Below are 22,179 nucleotides of genomic sequence, written 5' to 3'. Positions count from 1 at the left end.
AGCACCTGACAACCCCTATTGCCTGCGAGGAACAAACATGACCATTGTCGCCAAACCCTATGATTTCATTGATGAGGAGCGTCGTTATCCGCCGCGCCAGAGCCGGGCATCGACACCACCAATCAAGGCGTTGCAAGTGGTACCGGCCCGGCATCCCGGTCGCTGGATGGGGACGGTATTCGCTGCACTGGTGCTGATCGCCGTTGTGTATTCGCTGGCGACCAACCCCCGTTGGGAGTGGGGCGTCTTTGGCCAATGGTTCTTCTCTCCATCGGTGCTGCGCGGGCTTGGGCAGACGCTGCTGTTGACGCTGCTGAGCACGGTGTTCAGCATCGTTCTCGGCACGGCGCTGGCGTTGGCACGTCTGTCGGGCTCGCCGCTGCTGGCGGCGCTGGCCTGGGGTTACATCTGGTTTTTCCGCTCGATGCCGGCGCTGCTGGTGTTGATCATCCTCTACAACTTCGCCTACCTGTACGACCGTATCGTACTGGGGGTGCCGTTCACCCATCTGGTCTTCGCCGAATGGTCGACGGTAGATGTGCTCAGCCAATTTACGGTGGCGGTACTGGGCCTGAGCCTGATGCAGGCGGCGTATACCGCAGAAATCATTCGTGGCGGCCTGATCGGTGTCGACGCTGGCCAGCATGAAGCAGCCGCGGCCCTGGGCCTGCCTGCATCGCGACGGGTGTTCCGTATCATCCTGCCCCAGGCGCTGCGCTCGATTCTGCCTTCGGGATTCAACGAAATCATCGGTCTGGTCAAGGGTACGTCGATTGTTTACGTGCTGGCCTTGCCGGAGCTGTTCTACACCGTACAGGTCATCTACAACCGGACCCAGGCGGTGATTCCGTTGCTGATTGTTGCCACCGTCTGGTACCTGATCATCACCACGCTGCTGACCAGCGCGCAATACTACGTCGAGCGGCATTTTGCGCGCGGTACGGCGCGTGTCTTGCCGCCGACACCCCTGCAGCGAGTGCGCGGCTGGCTCAAGCCGGGGCAGGGGGATGCATCATGAGTGAGGTCTCGACGCCGGTTCGCGCAGGACGCATTCAGATCCAGGGCGTGGGCAAGCGCTTTGGTAGTCAGCAGGTGCTCAAGAACATCGACCTGACCATCGAGCCAGGCAAGGTCACGGTGATTCTCGGACCTTCCGGTTCCGGAAAATCCACATTGCTGCGCACCATCAACCATCTGGAAAAGATCGACAGCGGCTACATCACCATCGACGGTGACTACGTGGGCTATCGGCGCAAGGGTGATCTGCTCTATGAGCTCAAGGAGCGCGAGATTCTCAAGCGGCGGATCGAGGTCGGCTTTGTGTTCCAGAATTTCAACCTGTTCCCGCACCTGACCGCCTGGGAAAACATTGCCGAAGCACCTCTGGCCCACAAACGCTGGAGCAAGGCCGACGCGCAGGCAAGAGCAGGTGAGTTGCTGGCCAGGGTCGGTCTGGCGGACAAGGTGGACGCTTACCCACGCCAGCTTTCCGGTGGTCAGCAGCAGCGGGTCGCCATTGCCCGGGCGCTGGCGCTGGACCCCAAGGTGCTGCTGTTCGATGAACCCACCTCGGCCCTCGATCCCGAACTGGTCGGCGAGGTGCTGGACGTCATCAAGGGGCTCACTCGTCTGGGTGTCACGCTGGTGGTAGTGACCCACGAGATCGGCTTTGCCCGGGAAGTGGCGGACCACGTGGTGTTTCTCTGTGATGGCCAATTGATTGAGCAAGGGCCGCCGGAACAGGTGTTCCACCACCCCCGACATCCTCGCACCGCTGCCTTCCTCGGCAAGGTGCTGTGAATTTTCCGTTTTCAAGGAGCAATTACTGATGTTAGTGAACACTGCCCGTATGGCCCTGCTGACGATTGCCGTCGGCGTGGCGCAAAGTGCTTTTGCTTCGACTGCGCAACCGATCGACCTTAGCCCCGACCGACAACGCATCCATGTACCGCGCAATGAGGCTGCCATCGCGCAGATCCCGGCGGGCTTCAAATTTGCCCAGCCGGGCAAGTTTACCGTGGCGGTTTCCGGTGTGGCCGGGCCGCCTTTGGCGCTGCTGGCTAATGACGACAAGACCACCATCGGCAGTGAGGCCGATACCGCGCAGCTGGTGGCGGACAGCCTGGGCCTGCAATTGAACGTGGTGCAGACCAGTTGGGAGGACTGGCCGCTGGGCGTCAGTTCGGGAAAATACGACGCAGTGATCAGTAACGTCACCGTGACCGAAGCGCGCAAGAAGCGCTTTGATTTCGCCACCTACCGTCAGGATGTCCTGGGCTTCTACGTCAAGGCCAACAGCAACATCAGCGAGATAAAACAGGCGTCGGACATTGCCGGGCTGAAGGTCATCGTCGGCTCCGGCACCAATCAGGAAAAGGTCTTGCTGGCATGGAACGAGGCCAACGAAAAGGCTGGTATCAAGCCTGCGCTGTTGCAGTATTTCGATGACCAGGCGGCTGCGCAGCTTGCCATTCAGTCGGGTCGCAGTGATGCGCTGTTCGGGCCCAATTCGGTGTACGCCTATTCGGCCGCCATTACCGGTGGCATCAAGCGGGTAGGTACGGTCAACGGCGGCTGGCCACTGCAGGCGGATATCGCCGTGACCACGCGCAAGGACAATGGCCTGGTCAAGCCGATTCACACTGCACTGGAAGGCGCGATTGCCGGTGGACAGTACGAGCAGGTGCTCAAGCGCTGGGGCCTGGACGTGGAGCGTGTCGACCGGTCGCTGATCAACCCGCCCGGCCTGCCGGATTGAGGCCTTCGAGGGAGTATGAGGACATGGGACTGACACGACGTGAAGCACTTTCCAGCATCGCTGCCGTGGGCGGCGAAAAGGCCGTCAAGGACGCGCTTGCGGTGCTGGGGCTGGGACCTTCGTCACACCGAAGGCCCCAACCGCTGAAACTCGGCGACGGACTGGGGCATGGCACCCGCGTACTGGTGCTGGGGGCCGGTATCGCCGGACTGGTTACTGCGCTGGAGCTGAAACGGGCAGGGTTTACCGTGCAAGTGCTGGAGGCCCGTGATCGGGTGGGCGGTCGTAACTGGACCCTGCGCAATGGCGATCGGGTGAGCTACAAGGATGGCCGCACGCAGACCGTGGGCTTCGACCCGGGGCTGTATTTCAATGCCGGGCCGGCGCGCATTCCCAGCCAGCATCGCACGCTGCTCGATTACTGCAGTGAGCTGAGCGTGCCGCTTGAAGTGCTGGTCAACAGCAGCCATGGCGCTCAGGTTCGCCCGGATCTGAAAAAGCCGGCTTTCACTGTCGGCCAAGCCATCAACGATGCTCGCGGCCACCTCTCGGGCCTGCTGGCCAAGGCCGTAAAGCGCGATGCGCTGGACGATGTATTGAGCGATGAAGAACGCCGGCGTCTATTGGCGTTTTTGCAGGTGTACGGCGACCTCTCGCAGGAGCTGGCGTATGAAGGCAGCCTGCGTTCGGGACACCGGGAGTCGCTCTCGCATCCGGGAGCATTGCCGATCAGTGCGCAACCGCTGGCGCTGGAGTGCCTGCTGCATCCCGAGCTGTGGGGTGCGCTGCTGCACACTGAATTTCCCGAGTTCTCGGCCACCATGTTTCAGCCGGTCGGCGGCATGGACCGTATTACCGATGCTTTTTACCAGCGCCTCACCGAGCAGGTGCAATTGGGCGCACAGGTGCGGCAGATCCGTCAGCGGGATGAGGGTGTAGCGGTCACCTACCACGACAAGCACAGTGGCCGCGAACAGACAGTGCACGCCGATTATCTGGTGTCGACCCTGCCACTGCCTTTGCTGGCCAGGCTGGACACCGACTTCAGCGACCCGGTCAAGGCTGCCTTGCTCAGCACCCGCAACGATCAGGCAACCAAGGTGGCGTGGCAATCCCCGCGGTTCTGGGAAACCGATTACCGGACTTACGGTGGCCTGTCGTGGATCGATCATCCGGCACGTCTGTTGTGGTACCCCAGCAATGACCTGAACACCCGCGAAGGTTTGCTGGTTGCCGGTTATGTAACCGGGGAGGGGGCCGATGTGTTTGGCGCGAAACCCTTCGATGCGCAATACGCTGCCTCCAGAGAGGCAGTAGAACTGCTGCATCCGGGTTATTCGCATCACTTGCGCAGTCCGCTGGCAGTGTCCTGGGAGCTGATCCCCTATAGCGAAGGCCCATGGCTGCAACGCGAACATTTTCCGGCCGATGCCAGCGCCTTGCTGGATCAGCCTCACGGACGTGTGTACTTCGCTGGCGACGGCCTGGTGCAGAGCGGCGTCGGCATCTGGCAGGAGTCTGCCGCCAACTCGGCGCGCCATGTGGTCGGGCAACTCGGTGAGCGTGTCACCCGACAACGACAGACCGCAGTCCTTGCGGCGTCGTGAACGCCTATTGCAGCAAAAACGTCCATTGAAGGAGAAATACCATGAGTGACAGCATTGAACGCACCAGCGTTGGCGACTTTCCGATTTCGCAAACGGTGACGGTGCCAGCCTCGAGCAGCCTGATATTCGTCAGCGGAACGTTGCCGGACGTTGACGACCCGCATGCCCCTGCGGGTACGCCCGCCGCCTACGGCAACACCGAAGTGCAGACGGTTTCGGTGTTTAACAAGCTGCGTAAAATCCTCCGGCAACAGGACCTCGATCTGGGCGATATCGTCCAGTTACGAGTGTTTCTGGTAGGTGCCGAGGAAACCGGCGGCAAGCTCGATTTTGCCGGTCTGCAGGCCGGTTACACGCAGTTCTTCGGGACTCCCGACCAACCCCTGAAACCCGCACGCACGGCACTGCAGGTGGTGGCGCTGCCATTGCCGGGAGCGCTGATAGAGGTCGAGGCTATAGCGGCCAGGCGCACGTGAACACAGTGCCTTCTTTGTAGCCTTGAATGCGCGCTTTCGAGGGTCAGTCTTTATCGGGCAAAACTTTTTCCCAGTGCATCAGCAGATCTTCACGCAGCATGCCCAGTGCCTGTCGTTGGGTCTTCAGGTCAGGTGAGAAAAAGGCGGCATCAAATATGATGCCCATGCGCTCGTGGCTCTTCTCGGCTTGTAATTGTGCCTTTTTCGCCTGCTCGGGCTGCATGTCCGAGAAGCTGAAAACCGGGAGCATGTTAAGTGTCCAGCTTTTGGGCAAAGGCTGACCACTGGCGAGCAAGGCACCTGCGTAGCACTCGGCCAACTGCTGCGAGCCCCGCATCATTCCGGCTCTGTACAACTCCTGCTCGGTGCGGCTGGACGCAAGTCTGGGATAGATCCGGGCAGCGGCTTTGGCAACTTCACCGATGGCGTCATCGTCGCCGCCGAAGAACGCCTTCAGCAGCGTATCTTCGCCAACAGCGCCTTCAATGCGTTTCGCCGCGCCGGGCCAGGAGTCTCCTGTGGCCAGTTTGAAACCGTGATAAGGGTCTTTGGCCAAAGGGATCGGCAAAAGACGTTTCGGCGGTGGCAGCTTTTCCGTGAGATGAGTGGTCAGACCTTCGTTCAGGGCTTTCCAGTGCGGATGATTGATGTGGCGATCCCGGAACTCCGGGTGGGTGTAACAGTGTATGAACTCGTGGCCTGCGACGTTGGCCGGGTGACGTTCAAGCGCAATGTTGGGGTTCAGTTTCACCTGTTGGGTTCTATAGTTCCACAGACCTGCTACGCCAGAAGGGATGTCGTGCGTGACATCCGCCTTTGCTTTGAAACAGTCACTGTCTTTAGGAATATGGTTGCCATAACGCTCCAGGACCGTGTGGTTACCTTGTACCAGATCTGCTGGCGAGGAACGATGCTGGAGGTTGATGGCGGCCCACAGACTGCCACCCGGATCTTTCGCAAAGTCTCCTGGAAATCTCGCCATGCGGTAGCCGGCAGTCAATGAAAGAACGCCCACCATCATTTGAGCAAAAAGCTTTATCGGATTGATATTCGATGTTTGTCGATCAGGCGCGGGGCCCGCTTCATCTGTTGCCACGCTGCCGGATGTTGAAGAACTCGCGTGCGCCGCCTCGCTCGCCGCCGCGGCTGACGCTCGCAAGCGCAAAGGCGATGGCGCGTCCATGGGCGGCAGTGGCCGCTGACCTTGCGCAGCATCCAGTCGCATCGGCGTGGGGCTTGCGGGGCCCTCAACAGCATGGGCCGTAGTGGCTTGTACGGTAGGATCAATTTTGTTCAACATGGGTTCTGCCCTCAACGATGACGCAGGCGCTGGGCGGTGTTACGCAACTCAAGCGTCGTTTCGGCAAAGTTAGCCAACAGGTTTTCGAATCGGGCCTTGTCCAGCGCGAGAAAGTCATGCTCGTAGGAGTACACCAAAGTGTTTTCATCCGGGTTGATGGTCAAGGCACCGCGCCGCAGCCGCAGACCCGGAAACGCGTGGGCAAGCAGATTGCGCAAGAGCATGTCGTCCTGAGGATCAGCGCGCAGATCGATGATCTCAGCCAGCATCGTGAGGCTATCGCCGATCACATGCAGTGAGAGGTTCATTCCTTTCTGCCACTCGACAGCCTGCGTCGCAGGCTTGTCATTACCCGCTTGACCACGCATATCCAGAAGCTTTTGGAGGGTGAATGATGAGTTCATTGCCAATACCCGTAGACATTCATATCTTCGGTGAGTGGCTGGAACGCAAGCTACGGTTCCTTGTATCCCGATCAATAGTTGTGTCTATCGAAGCCAGCAAGTCCGGGATCAACTGCTCAGCTACCGCTGATCACCGCCGACCGGCCCGCGTACTGACATCCACCCATACCGCCAGTACCAGGATGCCGCCCTTGACGATCATCTGCCAGTAGCTGTCGACGTCGAGCATGGACATGCCGTTATCGAGACTGGTGATGACCAGTGCGCCGAGCAGGGCACCATAGACAGTGCCCGAGCCACCGCGCATGGATGTGCCGCCGATGAAGCAGGCGGCTATGGCGTCCAGTTCGCCCATGTTGCCGGCCGAGGGCGAGCCTGCTGCCAGACGTGCGGTGTTGACGAGCCCGGCGAAGGCGCACATGACGCCCATGATGCCGAAGATCCACAGCTTCACAGCCTGCACGTTGATGCCGGATAACCGCGTTGCTTCCATGTTGCTGCCGACCGCGTACACACGCCGTCCGAATACCGTCTGGCTGGTGACGTAGCTGAACACACCGAGCAGAACCAGCAACAGCAACACCGGTACGGGGATCCCGTCGTAGCTGTTGAGCACGTAGACGAACCCACTCAGTACAGCACCGATCAGCACTACGCGTAATCCATCACGAATCATCGAATGGGCTGCCAGCCCATGCAGAGCCCTGTTGCGCCGTTGTCTCCAGGTCAGCAAGAGCGTCAGTGCCAACAACAGGATACCCAGCCCGGTTCCCACTGTGTGCGGTAGATAGCCCTGGCCGATGTAAACCAGCGACGGCGAAACCGGGGCGATGGTCGTACCGCCGGTAATCCCCAGCAGAATGCCACGAAACGCCAGCATGCCACCCAGACCGACAATGAACGACGGAATCCGCAGGTAAGCAGTCATGTAGCCATTTGCCAGGCCGATCATCAGGCCGCACAGCGCTACCAGACTGAGGTTCGCCAGCAGCGGGACGTGGTACACCACATCCAGAATCGCCGCCAGGCCGCCGAGCAGGCCAAGCAATGAACCCACTGACAGATCAATCTCGCCGCTGATGATCACCAGCACCATGCCGCACGCCAATATGCCGGTAATCGACATCTGCCGCAGCAGGTTGGAGAGGTTGCGCGGAGTCAGAAACCCGCCATCGGTCTGCCAACTGAAGAACAGCCAGATAACGGCAATGGCGATCACCAGTGCAAGCATTTTGTAGCGGGTGAAGAACTGTTTGACCTGATTCATCTACGCGGTCTTCCGGGCATTATGGTGAGGGTCCTCTGAATGGCTCAGGGCCGCGGCGAGCACCTGCTCCTGAGTGAGTTCATGGTTGATGAAGTCGCCGCGTAACTGGCCTTCGCCAATCACCAGCACACGGTCGGACACCCCCAGCACTTCGGCCAGCTCCGAAGACACCATGATGATCGAAACGCCCTCGGCTGCCAGCGCGCCCATCAGCTTGTAGATCTCGTACTTGGCACCGACATCGACACCGCGCGTGGGCTCGTCGAGAATCAGCACGCGCGGCCGGGTCATCAGCATCTTCGCCAGCACGGCTTTTTGCTGGTTGCCACCGGACAGACTGGTGATCGGCAGAAACGGGCTTGACGTCTTGAGGTGCATGCGCGAGATTTCCCGGTCGATGCTGCCCAGCTCGGCCTCGGCGTCGATGCGGGTCATTCTCGAGTAGTTGCCAAGTACCGCGAGGGTGATGTTCTGCCCCACGCCCAAGTCCGGAATAATGCCTTGGCGTTTGCGGTCTTCAGGGACCATGCACAGTCCGGCGCGGATTGATTTGAGCGGCGTACGTGTGTCGATTGCCTGGCCATCGAGCCACACTTCACCGCTGTATCGACCGGGATAAGCGCCGAACAGGGCCGACACCAGTTCGGTGCGGCCCGCGCCCACCAGCCCGGCGATACCGAGGATTTCCCCGCGCCTGAGGACGAACGATACATCGTCGACCCGCTTGCGCCCGGGGTTATCGACGTCGTAGCAGGTAATGTGCCGCGCTTCGAAAATCACCTCACCGACGTCATGGCGTTCGGTGGGGTAGAGGTTGCTCATCTCGCGTCCGACCATCTGCGTGATGATCTGCGGGATGTCCATGTCTGCCATGGCTGTGGTGGCGATGTGTTTGCCGTCGCGAATGACTGAAATGGTGTCGCACACCGCCGCCACCTCGTCGAGCTTGTGCGAGATGTACACGCACGCCACGCCTTTGGCTTTCAGGTCCCGAATAATGTCCAGCAGCACCTCGATCTCCGAACGGGTCAGGGCCGAGGAGGGCTCATCGAGAATCAGCAGACGCGCCTTCTTGTTCAATGCCTTGGCGATTTCCACCAGTTGCTGGTAACCGCCGCCGTACCGGGAAACCGGCAGCGCCACGTTCATGTCCGGCACTTTGAGCTCACGCATCAAGACTTCGGCACGGTGGATCATGGCCGGATAGTTCATACGCCCGCCGGAAAGCGTCAGCTCATGACCCATAAAGATGTTTTCGGCCACCGACAGGTCCGGAACCAGCGTCAGTTCCTGATGAATGATGACGATCCCGGCCGCTTCCGTTTCGCTGATCGATTGAGCCTTGAGCGGTTGGCCGTCCCAGAGAATCTCGCCATTCCAGGTGCCGTAGGGGTAGACCGCCGACAGGACCTTCATCAACGTGGATTTGCCCGCGCCGTTCTCGCCGCACAGGCCGACGCATTCACCGGGCCTGACCTTGATGTCGATGCCGTTCAGGGCCTTGACGCCGCCAAAGCTTTTGACGATGCCGTTCATTTGCAGCAGGTAGTCGGACATGGCACAGGGCTCATACGAAGGTGTGATGGCTTGGCCTGAGCGGCGACCCTGCCTGATCGCGCTGCAGGGTCGCGCTCTGGCTTCTAGCGACGTATCAACGATCGAGGGTTCATTGCCCGTCAATCTGCGCCTTGGTGTAGAACCCGTCTTTCTCCAGCAGGTCGATGTTGTCCTTGGTCAGCGGCGTCGGGGTCAGCAGGATGGTGTCGACTTTCTTGCTGCCATTATCGTATTGCGAGCTGAAGTCGGGTTTCTCGTTGCGCACCAGTTGCACCGACAGTTTGGCGGCTTCGCTGGCGATCAGCTTCAGCGGCTTGTAGACGGTCATGGTCTGAGTGCCATCAATGACCCGCTTGACCGCCGCCAGGTCTGCATCCTGCCCCGAGATCGGCACCTTGCCCGCGAGTTTCTGCGCGGCCAGTGCCTGAATTGCGCCCCCGGCGGTGGCATCGTTGGAAGCAACAATGCCATCGATCCTGTTGTTATTTCGGGTCAAGGCATTTTCAACAATGCTCAGGGCTTCGGTGGGGTTCCATTCCTTTACCCACTGTTGGCCGACGATTTTGATATCGCCTTTGTCAATGGCTGGCTGCAGCACCTTCATCTGGCCTTCGCGCAGAATTTTGGCGTTATTGTCGGTGGGCGCGCCGCCCAGCAAAAAGTAATTGCCTTTGGGGGCTGCTTTCAGCACGCCACTGGCCTGCATCTCGCCGACTTTTTCGTTATCAAAGGAAATGTAAGCGTCGATGTCGGCGTTAAGGATCAGACGGTCATAGGACACTACCTTGATCCCGGCCTTTTTGGCTTCGGCAACGGCGTTGGTCAACACGGTGGCATTGAACGGCACGATGACGATCACGTCGACGCCACGGGAAATGAGGTTTTCGATCTGCGAAATCTGTTTTTGCTCGTTGGCATCGGCTGATTGCACGAAGACCTTGGCGTCGAGCTTTTCCGCCGCTGCCACGAAGTAATCGCGGTCGCGTGACCAGCGCTCCAGACGCAGGTCATCAATGGAAAAACCTATTTTCGGGTGGGCGGGGTCGGCCATGACCGGCAGGGAAAGCAGGGCCAAGGCGCTGGCGAGCAGTGTGCATTTCAAGGTGTTCATAGGTGCGTCCTTTTATTGTTGTTTGAGACACTTAATGACTGAGCGTAATATCGGTAGAACTGTAGAGCGTTGCCGAGCGCCGCAGGTAAAGATTTGTCGCAAGAATGTCACGGCGGCGTCGGTATCGGTCTGGCTTCAGGAGTAGATGAAACGATTGACCACGCCTTCGAGCCATTCCTGGCGACCGCTGACAGCCTGCGGGTTCAGCTCGTTTTCGAAGGCATGTTCCGCAAGCGACGCAAGGCTGAATTCGCCCGCCAGCAGTGACTGCCCGAATGGCTGCCGCCAGCCGGCGTAGCGCTGATCCTTGAACTGCTGGAGTCTATCGTTGTGCACCATGGCCGCTGCACGCTCCAGCGCCAGGGCGAGCACATCCATTGCCGCGACATGGCCGTGGAACAGGTCGACCTCGTCGAGGCTCTGACGGCGGACCTTGGAATCGAAATTGAAACCGCCGTGGGTGAAGCCGCCAGCCTTGAGGATTTCGTAGGTGGCGAGGGTCATCTCCTCGACGCTGTTGGGGAACTGGTCAGTGTCCCAGCCGTTCTGAGGATCGCCGCGATTGGCGTCGATGCTGCCGAAGATACCCAGCGAAACCGCCGTGGCGATTTCGTGATGGAAACTGTGCCCGGCCAGGGTCGCGTGGTTGGCTTCGATGTTGACCTTGATCTCGTCTTGCAGGCCGTATTGATGGAGAAAACCGAACACCGTGGCACTGTCATAATCGTATTGATGCTTGGTTGGCTCCTGCGGCTTGGGTTCGATCAGCAGGTCGCCTTTGAAACCGATCTTGTGCTTGTGCTCGACTACCATGCGCATGAAACGGCCCAGTTGTTCGCGCTCATGCTTCAAGTCCGTATTGAGCAGGGTTTCGTAACCCTCACGGCCCCCCCACAGGACGTAGTTGGCCCCTTTGAGACGCTGGGTGGCGTTCATGGCACTGAACACCTGTGTCGCTGCGTAGGCGAATACTTCAGGGTCCGGGTTGCTGGCAGCACCTGCAGCAAATCGCGGGTTACTGAAGCAATTGGCGGTGCCCCACAGCAGCTTGATCCCGGTCTGCTCCTGATGGCGTTCCAGATGATCGACCATGTGCGCGAAGTTGTTGCGATACTCCTTCAGCGAGCTGCCTTCCGGTGCTACATCGGTGTCATGGAAACTGTAATAGTCGATGCCGAGCTTGGAGAAAAATTCGAAAGCCGCTTCGGCCTTGCCGACCGCCAGTTCCAGAGGTTCTCCAGAACCTTGCCATGGACGCTTGAAGGTCCCGACACCGAACATGTCGGCACCCGGCCACACGAACGTGTGCCAGTAGCAGGCTGCCATGCGCAAGTGCTCGCGCATGGGTTTGCCGAGGATCAGCTTGTCGGCATCATAGTGGCGAAAAGCAAGTGGCGAGTCGCTGTCAGGGCCCTCGTAGCGGACCCTGTCGACGTCGGGGAAGTACGGCATGTGCGTTTTCCTTATTGTTCTTGGTGATGCCTCGATACTAGCAATGGCCCCAGCGCTTCTGATTATGAAAATCGTCAACGCGCAGTGCGATTTTGAGTATTGAGATTGCTCCTGCACGCGCCTAGTCTGTGGACAGCGGCGTCGTGCTGAGCGAACCGACATGAGATCCGGCATAAAAATAATGAAAACCGTTCCCCCTGTTCACCGCATTGCGTTGTTGTTCAACGGCAGCAAGATATATGACCGCGGCATCATTAGCGGTATAGGCAACTACCTCAGCAGTACCCGGGTGTCCTGGGATCTTTTTCTGGAAGAGGATTTTCTCTGTCGTCTGAAAGGCATCGAGCGCTGGCAGGGCGACGGGATCATTGCCGATTTCGATGACCCGCTGATCGGTGAGGCCTTGGCCGGGATCAGGCTGCCGGTGGTGGCGGTCGGTGGGTCCTATCAGGACGACCGCGCCTACCCGAAGGGCATTCCTTATGTTGCGACCGACAATAACGCCTTGATCAAGGCGGCCTACGAACACCTTATCGAGGCGGGCCTGACCCGCTTTGCCTGCTTCAGCCTGCCTGAAGCACAAGCCAACCGTTGGGCGCAGGAGCGTGAGCAGGCCTTTCGCCGACTGCTGCAGCGCGATGGTCTTCACGCCGAGGTCTATCGCGGCCTGGGGACCAGCGCACCTCTCTGGGACAGCGCCGTAGAGCAGCAGATTGCCTGGCTGCAAAGCCTGCCCAAGCCCATCGGCATCATCGCCGTGACCGACGCCCGCGCTCGCCAGTTGCTGCAGGCCTGTCTGACAGCCGGCATTGCCGTGCCGGAGCAAGTGGCACTGATCGGCATCGATAACGATCCTCTGACCAGAACCCTTACCCGCGTACCGTTGAGTTCCGTGGTCCAGGGCACTGACACGATGGGCCGAACTGCGGCGCGCCTTTTGCACCAGATGCTGCATGGCATGCCTTCGTCGGGCACGCACGTCCTGATACCGCCGGAAGCTGTCAACGTACAGGCTTCCAGCCTGCATCAGCCGCTCGGCGACCCCTACGTGATGCAGGCGCTGCTGTTTATCCGGCAATACGCCTGCCAAGGCATCAAAACCGCGCAGGTGGCTGCTTACGTGGGTGTTTCGCGCTCGTCGCTGGAATCGCACTTTCGCCGGGTACGGGGCTGCAGCGTGCATGACGAGATTCTGCGTTTCAAACTGGCCGCAGCCGCACGCGGGCTGGAAAACACGGACACTGCGATTGCCGACATTGCCCGCGACTGCGGTTTCCGGTCGGCGCAATACCTGCACACAGTATTTCGCCGGGAGTTTGGTTGCACGCCGCGCGAGTACCTGCAGGGTGCCAATGCGGCGGTGCAACGAATGAGCGCGTTATAACGTCAGGCCGCCACCACCCTTATCGTCCAGAAGTCGGTGGACAGATTCTCATCCAGCAGATAGCTGTAGGGCAGGGTGAAGTAACCATCCATCCCCCAGCCAGCGCCCCATGAGTTGCGCAATATGAAATGCTGATGGGCATCGTTGTAACCTACCGCCAATACGCAGTGACCTCCCAGCATCTTTTCGTGGGGGGCCGGCATTGTGGCATGCCCGGTCTGGGCAACTTTCTTGCTTTCAAAGCTTTCGTAGACAGAGAAGCCGATGACGAACGGGTAGCCGGCAGCCAGACAGCCTTTCATCTGGTTGAGGTTCTGAGCAACTTTCTGATAGGAAACCGCCTTGTACTTTCGTGCGTCTTTGTAACAGGCGGGTGAAGGCTTCACAGCAAACTTTTCAATATCATAAGGCCACTCTTTTTCAGGGCAATCACCTTGTTTCGCTACACTTTTAATTCCGTGGCGGATCATCGCTCCGCTGTCCGAATCGACGGTATGCTCAATGACACGTTCGTTGTAATAGATAAACAACCGGGAAGGCGCGAACGTCGGGGTCAGCTTTTGCTTCATGCGATCGAACTGAATCGCTGCTGCAATACCGTTTGCCGTACAACTGCCCAACTGGCCCTGATCGTAGACAGGCGGACATTGAGGTCGCAGATCGACTGCATGCGGAAGTGCCACTAACGCCTCGGCAGGCGCGGCGTACAAATGATCGCGATGATCAGGCAGATCGCGAATCCATCCATACTGTTTCACGGTATAGGTCATTGCGCATCTCCTTGAAAGTCACTGTCAGGAAAATTGACAACGCCCATGTAAACAGTTTTTGGTCGAGCCAGAATTAAAGTTTGTTTAGTGCGTAGTGTGCTACGCGTTAGCTGGACAGGCCACCCGCCACCAGGCCTGTTGTGAGGGATGCCAGTTAGATTCAATGCGTTGAATGGCCGTGCGGGAGAGAGATCCGCTTCTTCTGGTGCGTATCGCTGGCGAAAAACATCACTAGAAGTGGCAACACGATGTTGCCAGAGCGCGCTGTTTACTGTCACCTCATAACCGTACCGATTAGTGCATTTAAATTGACAGCTCACGATGCTCGGGCTAAAACGTACGACTTGGTACAGTTATGGGCGAGGCGCACGTCGCCCCGTGCAAGATGAGAGGTGGAGACGATGCAGCTGCATGAAATATTGACTGTTCACCTGCGTGTCGATAAGCCTCAAGTGCTTTGCAGGCCCCAACGCGGGCAACGCAGCAGCGGTGAAATACTGGGCGGAGCATTTCGCGGCGATCGACTTCAGGGGCAGGTCCTTGCCGGAGGCAGTTTTTTTCTCGTGCCTCAGGATGGCGATCTTGCACGGTTCAGCCTTTACTACACGTTGCTGACTGATGACGGAGTAAAGATAGACGTCGTAGGGGAAGGCCTGGTGGCCGCCGATGAAACGGAGCGGGCACCTTTAGCCCAGGCGCACTGTCGGTGCACGTGCAGCAAGCAGTTCAGCGTTCCTTCCGGTGCCCATGATTACCTGCAGAGAAACCTGTATGTCGGCAGATTGAGGGTTACGGCGGGGGACGACAGCCTGCTGGTCAGTATTTTTCAGGTGAACGAAATGCGCGAAGGTTCTTGAAAGAAGCGACCTGATATGAGGGCACTCAGGGTGGCAACGTCTGCCGGATTTCAAACGCTCGACATATTGCCTCACGGCAGGCCATTGCGCTTTTGCGTCAAAGGGCGTGAGGGGGTTGTCCCTCATGCCGAGCGTCTATCTGTTCGTCCGGTCATGCCACGAGCGGATTATCCGGCAAAGAAGCTCAAACCCTTGCCGATTGCACACTCATAGCTCACCGGCTTGCCGACCGATTGATAGCCGGGAACGCTCAGTGTCGTCATGCTGAACGCGGCTGTGCCGTCCGAGCGTATCTGGTAGCGAATGAATTGCTCGATGGGCTTGTTATCGCGGTCGAGGGTGAAGTGGGTGTCCGAGAACGCAAGAGTGCCGTCGGGGGTGATGCGGTAGGCATCGATGCGTTTGCCGCCTTTGGTCCTGGACGGCTCGGCCCCTGCGACCGAGGATTTGCATTGCCCCAGGTCTATCACCACGGCGACCGACTCTCCGGTGTTCAGCGCCTGGACGATGGCGGTCTGGCTGTCCAGCGCGTCGCCTGCGTGAACAACACCAGGCAGTGAAAGGGCAAATAACGCAGCGGCGTAGTAATGTTTCATGGCAGCTCCAGTAAGTCAGGCTGAAGATTGGAAAGACCCGTCGTCTCGCGATTATCGAGCGTCGCGAAACCTACCATAAGGTTTGCCTCAGGTGGGCCTTGAATAGCAGTGGCACAGCTCTGATTCGTGGTTCTTCATCCTTTTTCCCGATCAGCCGATAGAGATGACGGTATTCATTTATTCGTCTGCTCCGGGAAGGGGATTGAACATGCTGAGACAGCTGAAAATAGCCGCGCGGACCTCCGCCTGCTTTGCGTTGATGGTCGTGCTTGTCATAGGGCTTGGTGTCTTCAGCCTTCAGCAATTACACAGCATTCGCGAACAGTCGCTCGAAATCGAAAATGACTCCCTTCCCGGGATCGCGTTGGGTGACGACATCGCCCTTGCGTTCGAGAAAACCCGCACCACCGTGGCAAAAATGCTGTCCACGCATGACAGTGCGCAGGTCGCCCTGGCCCATACCGAATTCCTCGACAAGAAAGCCGGCTTTCAAAAAGCCATCCAGGCCTACAGCCCGGTTATCAGCGAGGATGACGAGCGCGCACTGATCAATGGGCTGACAAGTGCTTATCAGGGCTACAGCGAACGCGCCGAGCAGGTCTACACACTCATCAATGAGGGCCAGGCAGAGGCCGCAAGGCAGATCGTCTGGGGCGAGATGAGGGCGATGGCGGAAGGTATCGAGAAATCTCTGGGCAAGCTGGAAAAGATCAACGACGACTCCGAAGCCGAGTCCAGCGCTACGGCCTCATCGGTTTACGACAATGCCCTGATCGTTACTCAGGCGGTCATGCTTCTGACCGTGTTGCTTACCGTTCTGCTTGCCTGGCGTCTGACCAAGAGTCTGGCAGTGCCGATCAGTCAGGCACTGTTGACCTCGGAAACCATTGCATCGGGCGATCTGCGTCCGACCCGGATCGACCGTGAGGGCGTTGATGAAGCCGCCTTGTTGCTGCAATCGATGGAGCGCATGCGTGGCAATCTGAGCCAGACCCTGACCCAGGTAGGCGATGCCGCCCACCAGTTGGCCTCGGCCACAGAGGAAATGAGCGCACTGATGGTCAACAGCAACGCCGATCTGGTGGTACAGAACAGTGAGATAGAAATGGCCGCCACCGCCGTCACTGAAATGAGTCAGGCAGTAGACGAAGTGGCGCGTAACGCAGTGACCACTTCGGAAGAGTCCAGAGCCTCTTCGGTTTCTGCGCGCCAAGGCCAGGAAGAGCTCAATCAGACCGTCAAGTCCATCCTTGAATTGACCCGCAACGTCGGTACTGCATCCGTCGAGGCGCAGGCACTGGCAACCCGGACGCTGGACATCACCAAGGTGCTGGATGTCATCCGCGCGGTGTCCGAGCAAACCAACCTGCTGGCCCTCAATGCCGCTATCGAAGCGGCACGGGCCGGCGATGCGGGACGGGGTTTTGCCGTGGTAGCCGACGAAGTACGCGCGCTGGCACATCGCACCAGCGAATCCACTCGCGAAATCGAAACCATGATCGGGCACATCCAGCAGGGCACCAAAAGTACCCTGGTGGCGCTTGAAGTCAGCACCGAGCAGGCACAGCGCACCAAACAGCAGGCCGAATCGGCAAACGCCGTGCTGGCCAGTATCGCCAGTTCGGTCATGGTCATCGATGAGCGAAATACGGTGATTGCCAGCGCATCGGAAGAGCAGGCGCTGGTTGCGCGGGAAGTGGACCGCAACTTGGTGCGGATTCGTGATTTGTCGGCGCAATCGGCTGTACGCACCGGCCAGACCGGCAGTGCCAGCCAGTCGCTGGCAGAGCTGGCGAGTGATCTGACTGTCACGCTAGGACAGTTCAAGCTCGGCTAAACGGACAGGTCTGCTCTCGCTGTTGTCCGGGCAACAGCGAATCGACAATGTGTTCGGCACCTCCGTTCGCGAGTCTGGCTTTCCGGCGCAGGCGCAAGCCGGCGCAATGGCCCGAAACGCCTGTAGTATAAGCCTGCCACTGAAGCAGGACGGACCCACAGGGCTTTGGGCATGACCTGTGCACTGCTGATCAGGATTGTTTTCCTGAGCCAGCGGAGCCACCCGAATGCCTGATGCCGTCCCGACTTACACGCCAACCCGCCTGCGCCTGCATGCAATAGGGCGCGCTCTCGCGCTGACGCTGTTGGCCACCAGCCTTGTCGCCACGGCACATGCCGATGACAGCGACGTACCATCGCTGGCGGGCAAGCGCATCGCAATCAGTATGACCGGCACGAGCCACTACTTCGATATCAAGGCGTTCCAGGCACAGGTGGACGAGGTCAAGCGTCTGGGAGGTACGCCCATAACGCTTGATGCGGGTCGCAACGACAAGAACCTGGTCAATCAATTGCAGACGGTGGTCACGCAAAAGCCTGATGCAGTGATTCAGACTCTGGGCACGCTCAGCGTTATCGATCCCTGGCTAAAGCGCATCAGCAAAGCGGGAATTCCGCTGTTCACCATCGACGCGCCTTCGCAATACAGCCTTAACAACACCACGTCCGACAATGTCGCCACCGACAAGGCGCTGGCCGGGCAGTTGATCAAGGACGCAGGCGGCAAGGGGAACGTGCTGGTATTCAATGGTTTTTATGGCGTGCCGGTCTGCGCCATTCGTTATGACCAGCTCAAATTGGCCCTCAAGGATCAGCCAGAATTGAAAATCATCGAGCCGGAGTTGCGCGACGTCATTCCAAACACGGTTCAGGACGCCTACTCGCAGGTCTCGGCGCTGCTCAACAAGTACCCCAAAGGCAGCGTTTCAGCGATCTGGGCGGCCTGGGACATCCCGCAACTGGGGGCCAGCAAGGCGCTGATCGACGCCGGAAGAACCGAAATCAAGACCTATGGCGTCGACGGCACCCCGGAGGTGCTTGAGCTGATGCGCCGCGAGGACTCGCCGATCGGTGCCGTGGTTGCTCAGCAGCCAGCGCTGATCGGCAAGACGGCGGTGCAGAACGTCGCCCGCTATCTGGCTGGACAGCGCGATCTGCCCAAGGAGACCCAGGTGCCGACATTGCTGACCACCGCTGCCAATCTGCCGCAGGTGCAGCAACTCAGAGGCGATGACTGACACAGGAGATCGACCATGGGATCAGCCATTGCAGAGAGTACGACACCGCCTGCCTTGCACTTGACGGGCATCAGTAAGCGCTTCGGTGCCACCCAGGCGCTGGACAGGGTAAACCTGCGCGTGGAAGCCGGAACGATTCATGGACTGGTGGGTGAAAACGGCGCAGGCAAGTCGACCTTGATCAAGGTCCTCGCCGGTATTCACCACGCCGATGCGGGCTGCCTGAGTATTCATGGCCAGCAGTTCGACAGCTTTTCGCCGCGCCAGATCGAAGCCGCAGGCGTGCATTTCATTCATCAGGAGCGACTGCTGCCAGGCAGCTTCACCGTGGGTGAGGCGCTGTTTTTCGGGCAGGAAATCAAGCGGGGGCTGTTCGTCGACCGGCGCGCTCAGGAGCGCGAAGCGGCCCGCTTGCTGGACGATTATTTTGCCATGCGACTGCCGGTCGGGGCGCTGGTGCGCGATCTGGACAGCGCTCAGCGACAGATATTGCAGATTACCCGCGCATTGCTGGCCAAACCGCGGGTGCTGGTGTTTGACGAACCCAGTGTGTCACTGGTCAAGCAAGAGGTGGACCGCTTGCTGGCCATTGTCCGGCGCTTTCGCGATGAAGGGCTGACCATTGTGTACATCTCCCATTACTTGCAGGAAATCCAGGCGCTGTGTGATCAGGTCACTGTGCTGCGCAATGGCCGCGATGTGGCGGTGGTTGATCCAGCGCTTGCCAGCCCTGCGCAGATCGCTCGGCTGATGGTCAATCGTGACGTGGGCGAGCAGTACGTCCGAGCGCAGACGCTGCCTGGCCAACCGGTGCTTCAACTGAACGGGCTGGGAGCAGGGCGCTTTTACGAGGGTGTTGACCTGAGCGTCCGGCGTGGCGAAGTGGTGGGGCTGACCGGGCTGGTCGGTTCGGGTGCCAAAGAACTGCTCAAGAGCCTGTTCGGGCTGCTCATGCCGGATCGCGGCGACTGTCTGTTGAATGGCCAGCCGTTGCACCTGAATTCACCACGTGACGCGGTACGCAACGGCATTGCGCTGGTCCCCGAAGAGCGTCGCACTCATGGCGTGGCGCCTGCGCTTTCGGTGCTCGAGAACATGACCCTGGCCAGTCTCGGGCGATTCAGCCGTTGGGGCTGGCTCGACGCTGCTGCGCAGGCCAGGGAAAGCGGACGTCTGATCGATGAACTGGCAATCAAGGCCTCAGGCCATGATGCGGCGGTTCAATTGCTCAGTGGGGGCAACCAGCAAAAGGTTGCCCTGGCCAAGTGGCTGAGCCGGCACTCGACGCTCTACCTGCTGGACGAGCCCAGCGTCGGGGTCGACATCGGTGCCAAGGTGGAGATCTATCGGTTGATTGCCCGGCTTGCCGAAGGCGGGGCGGCGGTGCTGGTGCTGTCGTCGGACTTACCGGAGCTGATCGGTATCACTCAGCGCATTGTGGTGTTGCACAGAGGGCGTATCGCAGGCGAGTTCGATTCGCTGAGCACTGACAGCGATCAGTTGCTGGCCTGCGCCACCGGGGCCAGCGAAAACCCTCACAACAGCACGGAAAACCTTCAGGAGCCCCAGCATGTCAGCGCTTGAAACATCATTCAATCAGGCGGGCGATCCACCGCACCTTTGGCGCGTGAAGCTGGCACAGCGCGGTTCGTTGCTGGTGTTTCTGGCTATTCTGCTCGGCTTCGCTGCCAGCGCGCCCAACTTTCTCAGCATTGACAACATCAGCAACGTGTTCGCCCAGTCGGCCGTGCTCGGCATACTGGCCCTGGGGCTGACGTGCGTGGTTATCGGTGGCGGCTCCAACGTGGTCAGCGGTGGGCTAGACCTCTCGCTGGCGGCAAATCTGGGTTTGTGCGCAGCTGTCTACAGCAGCCTGAACAACGCAGGTATCGACGCCTGGCAGGCGATTGCCCTGACGCTCGGTTGCGGCTTGCTGGTCGGCGCTCTCAACGGTCTGGCGGTGGTGTTTTTACGTCTGCCACCCTTATTGGCGACGCTTGCCAGCATGAACCTGATTGCAGGGCTGGAGCTGGTGCTGACCCAGAACACTGTACTGGCGACCGATTCCGCGCTGCTGGACAGCCTGGTGTCCGGTGTCTGGCTGGGCGTTCCGGCGCTGGCCTGGGTGCTGCTCGGTGTTGCAGCGCTGCTGTGGCTGTTGATTCAGCACAGCGCGTTTGGACTGCGGCTGTACGCCATCGGTGAGTACCCGCAAGCAGCAATCGCCGCCGGGCTGAATCTGCAGGGCTATGTGTTCGCCAGCTACCTGATCGCCGGTGGTTGCGCCGCCATAGCGGCGTTCTGCTCCGCAGCGTTTTTCAGCGGCAGCACCACCGGTTCCGGCGACATGCTGCTGTCAGTGGTGGCCATCGCCTTTCTCGGCGTGGTGTTCTCGCGACGTCTGACCGCCAACATTCCCGGCACCCTGCTGGCGACGTTGTTGCTGGGCTTTCTGATCAATGGCTTTCAATTGCTGAACATTTCCAGTTTCTGGGTCAATGGCGTGCAAGGCGTGTTGATTCTGTTGGTCGTGGCATTTTCCGGGGCGCTGGGCCGCCGGGAGGGTGAACAATGAACACGCTGACCCTGAACGCTTCTTCAAACGTGGTGAAAGTCCTGTCGCGCCTGTTGCCGGCGGTCCTGCCGTCGCTGGTACTGGTCATCCTGCTGTTTTTCGCGATCAATGCACCGGGTTTTCTGAGCTGGGGCAATCTGTCGAGCCTGGTACTGAACAATTTTGTATTGCTGGCCATCGTGGCGCTCGGTATGACCTGGGCAGTGGCTGCTGGCGGTATTGATCTGTCGGTGGGGACGGCGCTGGACTTTGCCAGCCTCGGCTTTGTGGTGGCGCTCAATGGCGGCCACGGCCTGGCTGTTGCCATCGCGGTGGCCTTGCTGGCTGGCGGTAGTGCAGGCGCGTTCAATGCAATTTTGATCGCCGGTCTGCGTATTTCACCGTTTCTGGCGACGCTGGGTACGCTGTTTATCGGCACCAGCGTGCAACAACTGTTGTCCGACGGTGGCCAGCCGATCTACATCGCTCAGGGCGCGCTGCCGGGTATCAGTGCTGTGCTTGTCCTGGGCGTGCCTTTGCCGCTCTTGGTGGCCGCGGCGCTGGCAGGGGTTTATGGGCTGGTGCTGGCGCGCGGGCGTCTGGGGCGGGAAATACTGGCGCTGGGAACGCAGCCGCAACTGGCGTACTACTCGGGCCTGTCGACCCGGCGCATTGCCATGCAGGTGTTTTTCGCCAGCGCCCTGGCCTGCGCAGTGGCAGGTATTCTGCTCAGTTCCACGGTCAACGCCTACGTACCGATGTCAGGCAATGCCTATCTGATCAATGCCGTCGGCGCGGTGTTCATCGGTACGACGCTGAGTCGTCAGGGGCGTCCCAACATCGTGGGGACCTTATTGGGCGTTCTGTTCATCAACGTCATTGCCAATGGTTTGTTGTTGATCGGCTGGAATTTCTATTGGCAGCAGGTTGCGACCGGGGCGTTGATTTTTCTGGTGCTGGCGTTCAGCTTTGCCAGTCGCCACCTGCTGCGTAACGCTGCGTAACGCGGCGT

Annotated in this window: 20 protein-coding genes and 1 pseudogene; 13 read left to right on the top strand and 8 right to left on the bottom strand. The window is 59.4% G+C overall.

What is annotated here, in order from left to right; genetic code table 11:
• The first annotated feature begins 37 nt into the window (after positions 1-37).
• Genes ALO80_RS07915 through ALO80_RS07895 form a run of 5 tightly spaced genes read left to right on the top strand, consistent with a single transcriptional unit; the run spans position 38 to position 4,841 of the window.
• On the top strand, positions 38-1,018 hold the full coding sequence (locus tag ALO80_RS07915; RefSeq protein WP_055008568.1) for an amino acid ABC transporter permease: 981 nt from the start codon (positions 38-40) through the stop codon (positions 1,016-1,018).
• On the top strand, positions 1,015-1,800 hold the full coding sequence (locus ALO80_RS07910) for an amino acid ABC transporter ATP-binding protein (RefSeq protein WP_055008567.1): 786 nt from the start codon (positions 1,015-1,017) through the stop codon (positions 1,798-1,800). The genes ALO80_RS07915 and ALO80_RS07910 overlap by 4 nt, the downstream gene beginning before the upstream one ends.
• Positions 1,801-1,828: 28 nt before the next feature.
• Positions 1,829-2,758: an ABC transporter substrate-binding protein gene (locus tag ALO80_RS07905; RefSeq protein ID WP_055008566.1), complete on the top strand. Its 930-nt coding sequence runs from the start codon at positions 1,829-1,831 to the stop codon at positions 2,756-2,758.
• A 23-nt stretch (positions 2,759-2,781) separates the two neighbouring features.
• Complete coding sequence (locus ALO80_RS07900) at positions 2,782-4,365, top strand: flavin monoamine oxidase family protein (RefSeq protein WP_055008565.1); 1,584 nt, start codon at positions 2,782-2,784, stop codon at positions 4,363-4,365.
• A 41-nt stretch (positions 4,366-4,406) separates the two neighbouring features.
• On the top strand, positions 4,407-4,841 hold the full coding sequence (locus ALO80_RS07895; protein WP_055008564.1) for a RidA family protein: 435 nt from the start codon (positions 4,407-4,409) through the stop codon (positions 4,839-4,841).
• A gap of 43 nt (positions 4,842-4,884) precedes the next feature.
• Here the strand turns inward: ALO80_RS07895 and ALO80_RS07890 are convergent, their stop codons facing one another.
• The 6 genes from ALO80_RS07890 to xylA all read right to left on the bottom strand — a co-directional run bounded on the left by ALO80_RS07890 (position 4,885) and on the right by xylA (position 11,932).
• Positions 4,885-5,823, bottom strand: coding sequence for a type III effector (locus tag ALO80_RS07890; protein WP_235812456.1), 939 nt, complete (start codon positions 5,821-5,823; stop codon positions 4,885-4,887).
• A gap of 329 nt (positions 5,824-6,152) precedes the next feature.
• On the bottom strand, positions 6,153-6,545 hold the full coding sequence (locus ALO80_RS07880) for a CesT family type III secretion system chaperone (RefSeq protein WP_235812455.1): 393 nt from the start codon (positions 6,543-6,545) through the stop codon (positions 6,153-6,155).
• Positions 6,546-6,675: 130 nt separating this feature from the next.
• Complete coding sequence (locus ALO80_RS07875) at positions 6,676-7,812, bottom strand: sugar ABC transporter permease (protein WP_055008562.1); 1,137 nt, start codon at positions 7,810-7,812, stop codon at positions 6,676-6,678.
• The gene (gene xylG, locus ALO80_RS07870) at positions 7,813-9,369 is read right to left on the bottom strand and encodes a D-xylose ABC transporter ATP-binding protein (protein ID WP_055008561.1); all 1,557 of its coding nucleotides are present in this window, start codon (positions 9,367-9,369) and stop codon (positions 7,813-7,815) included.
• 109 nt (positions 9,370-9,478) lie between these two features.
• Complete coding sequence (gene xylF, locus ALO80_RS07865) at positions 9,479-10,480, bottom strand: D-xylose ABC transporter substrate-binding protein (protein WP_055008560.1); 1,002 nt, start codon at positions 10,478-10,480, stop codon at positions 9,479-9,481.
• Positions 10,481-10,615: 135 nt separating this feature from the next.
• Positions 10,616-11,932 carry a xylose isomerase gene (gene xylA / locus ALO80_RS07860; RefSeq protein WP_055008559.1) on the bottom strand — a complete coding sequence of 439 codons (1,317 nt, stop codon included), beginning with the start codon at positions 11,930-11,932 and terminating at the stop codon, positions 10,616-10,618.
• 181 nt (positions 11,933-12,113) lie between these two features.
• Here xylA and ALO80_RS07855 point away from each other — a divergent pair, with 181 nt between their 5' ends.
• The gene (locus ALO80_RS07855) at positions 12,114-13,316 is read left to right on the top strand and encodes a XylR family transcriptional regulator (RefSeq protein ID WP_055008558.1); all 1,203 of its coding nucleotides are present in this window, start codon (positions 12,114-12,116) and stop codon (positions 13,314-13,316) included.
• 2 nt (positions 13,317-13,318) lie between these two features.
• Here ALO80_RS07855 and ALO80_RS07850 read toward each other — a convergent pair whose 3' ends face one another.
• Positions 13,319-14,086, bottom strand: coding sequence for a C1 family peptidase (locus tag ALO80_RS07850; RefSeq protein ID WP_055008557.1), 768 nt, complete (start codon positions 14,084-14,086; stop codon positions 13,319-13,321).
• A gap of 392 nt (positions 14,087-14,478) precedes the next feature.
• Here ALO80_RS07850 and ALO80_RS07845 point away from each other — a divergent pair, with 392 nt between their 5' ends.
• Positions 14,479-14,943 (top strand): DUF3237 family protein, encoded by a 465-nt coding sequence (locus ALO80_RS07845; RefSeq protein WP_055008556.1) that lies wholly within the window; start codon positions 14,479-14,481, stop codon positions 14,941-14,943.
• Positions 14,944-15,110: 167 nt separating this feature from the next.
• On the opposite strand, the gene ALO80_RS07840 is transcribed toward ALO80_RS07845, so the two are convergent.
• A complete protein-coding gene (locus ALO80_RS07840) occupies positions 15,111-15,539 on the bottom strand; it encodes a VirK family protein (protein ID WP_055008555.1) in 429 nt (142 codons plus the stop codon).
• A gap of 163 nt (positions 15,540-15,702) precedes the next feature.
• Here ALO80_RS07840 and ALO80_RS32470 point away from each other — a divergent pair.
• The 6 genes and pseudogenes from ALO80_RS32470 to ALO80_RS07815 all read left to right on the top strand — a co-directional run.
• A pseudogene (locus ALO80_RS32470) lies at positions 15,703-16,221 on the top strand (MCP four helix bundle domain-containing protein); the annotation flags it as partial.
• A complete protein-coding gene (locus ALO80_RS07835; protein ID WP_375233305.1) occupies positions 16,198-17,376 on the top strand; it encodes a methyl-accepting chemotaxis protein in 1,179 nt (392 codons plus the stop codon). The pseudogene ALO80_RS32470 and the gene ALO80_RS07835, both read left to right, overlap by 24 nt.
• Positions 17,377-17,602: 226 nt before the next feature.
• Complete coding sequence (locus ALO80_RS07830; RefSeq protein WP_055008553.1) at positions 17,603-18,613, top strand: sugar ABC transporter substrate-binding protein; 1,011 nt, start codon at positions 17,603-17,605, stop codon at positions 18,611-18,613.
• A gap of 15 nt (positions 18,614-18,628) precedes the next feature.
• Positions 18,629-20,197 (top strand): sugar ABC transporter ATP-binding protein, encoded by a 1,569-nt coding sequence (locus tag ALO80_RS07825; protein ID WP_055008552.1) that lies wholly within the window; start codon positions 18,629-18,631, stop codon positions 20,195-20,197.
• Positions 20,184-21,188 carry an ABC transporter permease gene (locus ALO80_RS07820; protein WP_055008551.1) on the top strand — a complete coding sequence of 335 codons (1,005 nt, stop codon included), beginning with the start codon at positions 20,184-20,186 and terminating at the stop codon, positions 21,186-21,188. Before ALO80_RS07825 ends, ALO80_RS07820 begins: the two co-directional genes overlap by 14 nt.
• Positions 21,185-22,171 carry an ABC transporter permease gene (locus ALO80_RS07815; RefSeq protein ID WP_055008550.1) on the top strand — a complete coding sequence of 329 codons (987 nt, stop codon included), beginning with the start codon at positions 21,185-21,187 and terminating at the stop codon, positions 22,169-22,171. Before ALO80_RS07820 ends, ALO80_RS07815 begins: the two co-directional genes overlap by 4 nt.
• Positions 22,172-22,179 lie beyond the last annotated feature (8 nt).

The sequence above is a fragment of the Pseudomonas caricapapayae genome (assembly GCF_001400735.1).
Taxonomy (GTDB): Bacteria; Pseudomonadota; Gammaproteobacteria; order Pseudomonadales; family Pseudomonadaceae; genus Aquipseudomonas; species Aquipseudomonas caricapapayae.
The sequence above is the reverse complement of the archived record's forward strand: the minus strand, read 5'-3'. Positions and strand labels throughout refer to the sequence as shown.

Bases quoted from the DNA above. Each gene is read 5' to 3' on its own strand.
- ALO80_RS07825 (WP_055008552.1), top strand. From the start codon at position 18,629: ATGGGATCAGCCATTGCAGAGAGTACGACACCGCCTGCCTTGCACTTG.
- ALO80_RS07890 (WP_235812456.1), bottom strand. From the start codon at position 5,823: ATGGCGAGATTTCCAGGAGACTTTGCGAAAGATCCGGGTGGCAGTCTG.
- ALO80_RS07915 (WP_055008568.1), top strand. From the start codon at position 38: ATGACCATTGTCGCCAAACCCTATGATTTCATTGATGAGGAGCGTCGT.
- ALO80_RS07820 (WP_055008551.1), top strand. From the start codon at position 20,184: ATGTCAGCGCTTGAAACATCATTCAATCAGGCGGGCGATCCACCGCAC.
- ALO80_RS07815 (WP_055008550.1), top strand. From the start codon at position 21,185: ATGAACACGCTGACCCTGAACGCTTCTTCAAACGTGGTGAAAGTCCTG.
- ALO80_RS07900 (WP_055008565.1), top strand. From the start codon at position 2,782: ATGGGACTGACACGACGTGAAGCACTTTCCAGCATCGCTGCCGTGGGC.
- xylA (WP_055008559.1), bottom strand. From the start codon at position 11,932: ATGCCGTACTTCCCCGACGTCGACAGGGTCCGCTACGAGGGCCCTGAC.
- ALO80_RS07855 (WP_055008558.1), top strand. From the start codon at position 12,114: ATGAAAACCGTTCCCCCTGTTCACCGCATTGCGTTGTTGTTCAACGGC.
- ALO80_RS07910 (WP_055008567.1), top strand. From the start codon at position 1,015: ATGAGTGAGGTCTCGACGCCGGTTCGCGCAGGACGCATTCAGATCCAG.
- ALO80_RS07880 (WP_235812455.1), bottom strand. From the start codon at position 6,545: ATGAACTCATCATTCACCCTCCAAAAGCTTCTGGATATGCGTGGTCAA.
- xylF (WP_055008560.1), bottom strand. From the start codon at position 10,480: ATGAACACCTTGAAATGCACACTGCTCGCCAGCGCCTTGGCCCTGCTT.
- ALO80_RS07905 (WP_055008566.1), top strand. From the start codon at position 1,829: ATGTTAGTGAACACTGCCCGTATGGCCCTGCTGACGATTGCCGTCGGC.
- ALO80_RS07835 (WP_375233305.1), top strand. From the start codon at position 16,198: ATGAGGGCGATGGCGGAAGGTATCGAGAAATCTCTGGGCAAGCTGGAA.
- ALO80_RS07875 (WP_055008562.1), bottom strand. From the start codon at position 7,812: ATGAATCAGGTCAAACAGTTCTTCACCCGCTACAAAATGCTTGCACTG.
- xylG (WP_055008561.1), bottom strand. From the start codon at position 9,369: ATGTCCGACTACCTGCTGCAAATGAACGGCATCGTCAAAAGCTTTGGC.
- ALO80_RS07840 (WP_055008555.1), bottom strand. From the start codon at position 15,539: ATGAAACATTACTACGCCGCTGCGTTATTTGCCCTTTCACTGCCTGGT.
- ALO80_RS07895 (WP_055008564.1), top strand. From the start codon at position 4,407: ATGAGTGACAGCATTGAACGCACCAGCGTTGGCGACTTTCCGATTTCG.
- ALO80_RS07850 (WP_055008557.1), bottom strand. From the start codon at position 14,086: ATGACCTATACCGTGAAACAGTATGGATGGATTCGCGATCTGCCTGAT.
- ALO80_RS07830 (WP_055008553.1), top strand. From the start codon at position 17,603: ATGCCTGATGCCGTCCCGACTTACACGCCAACCCGCCTGCGCCTGCAT.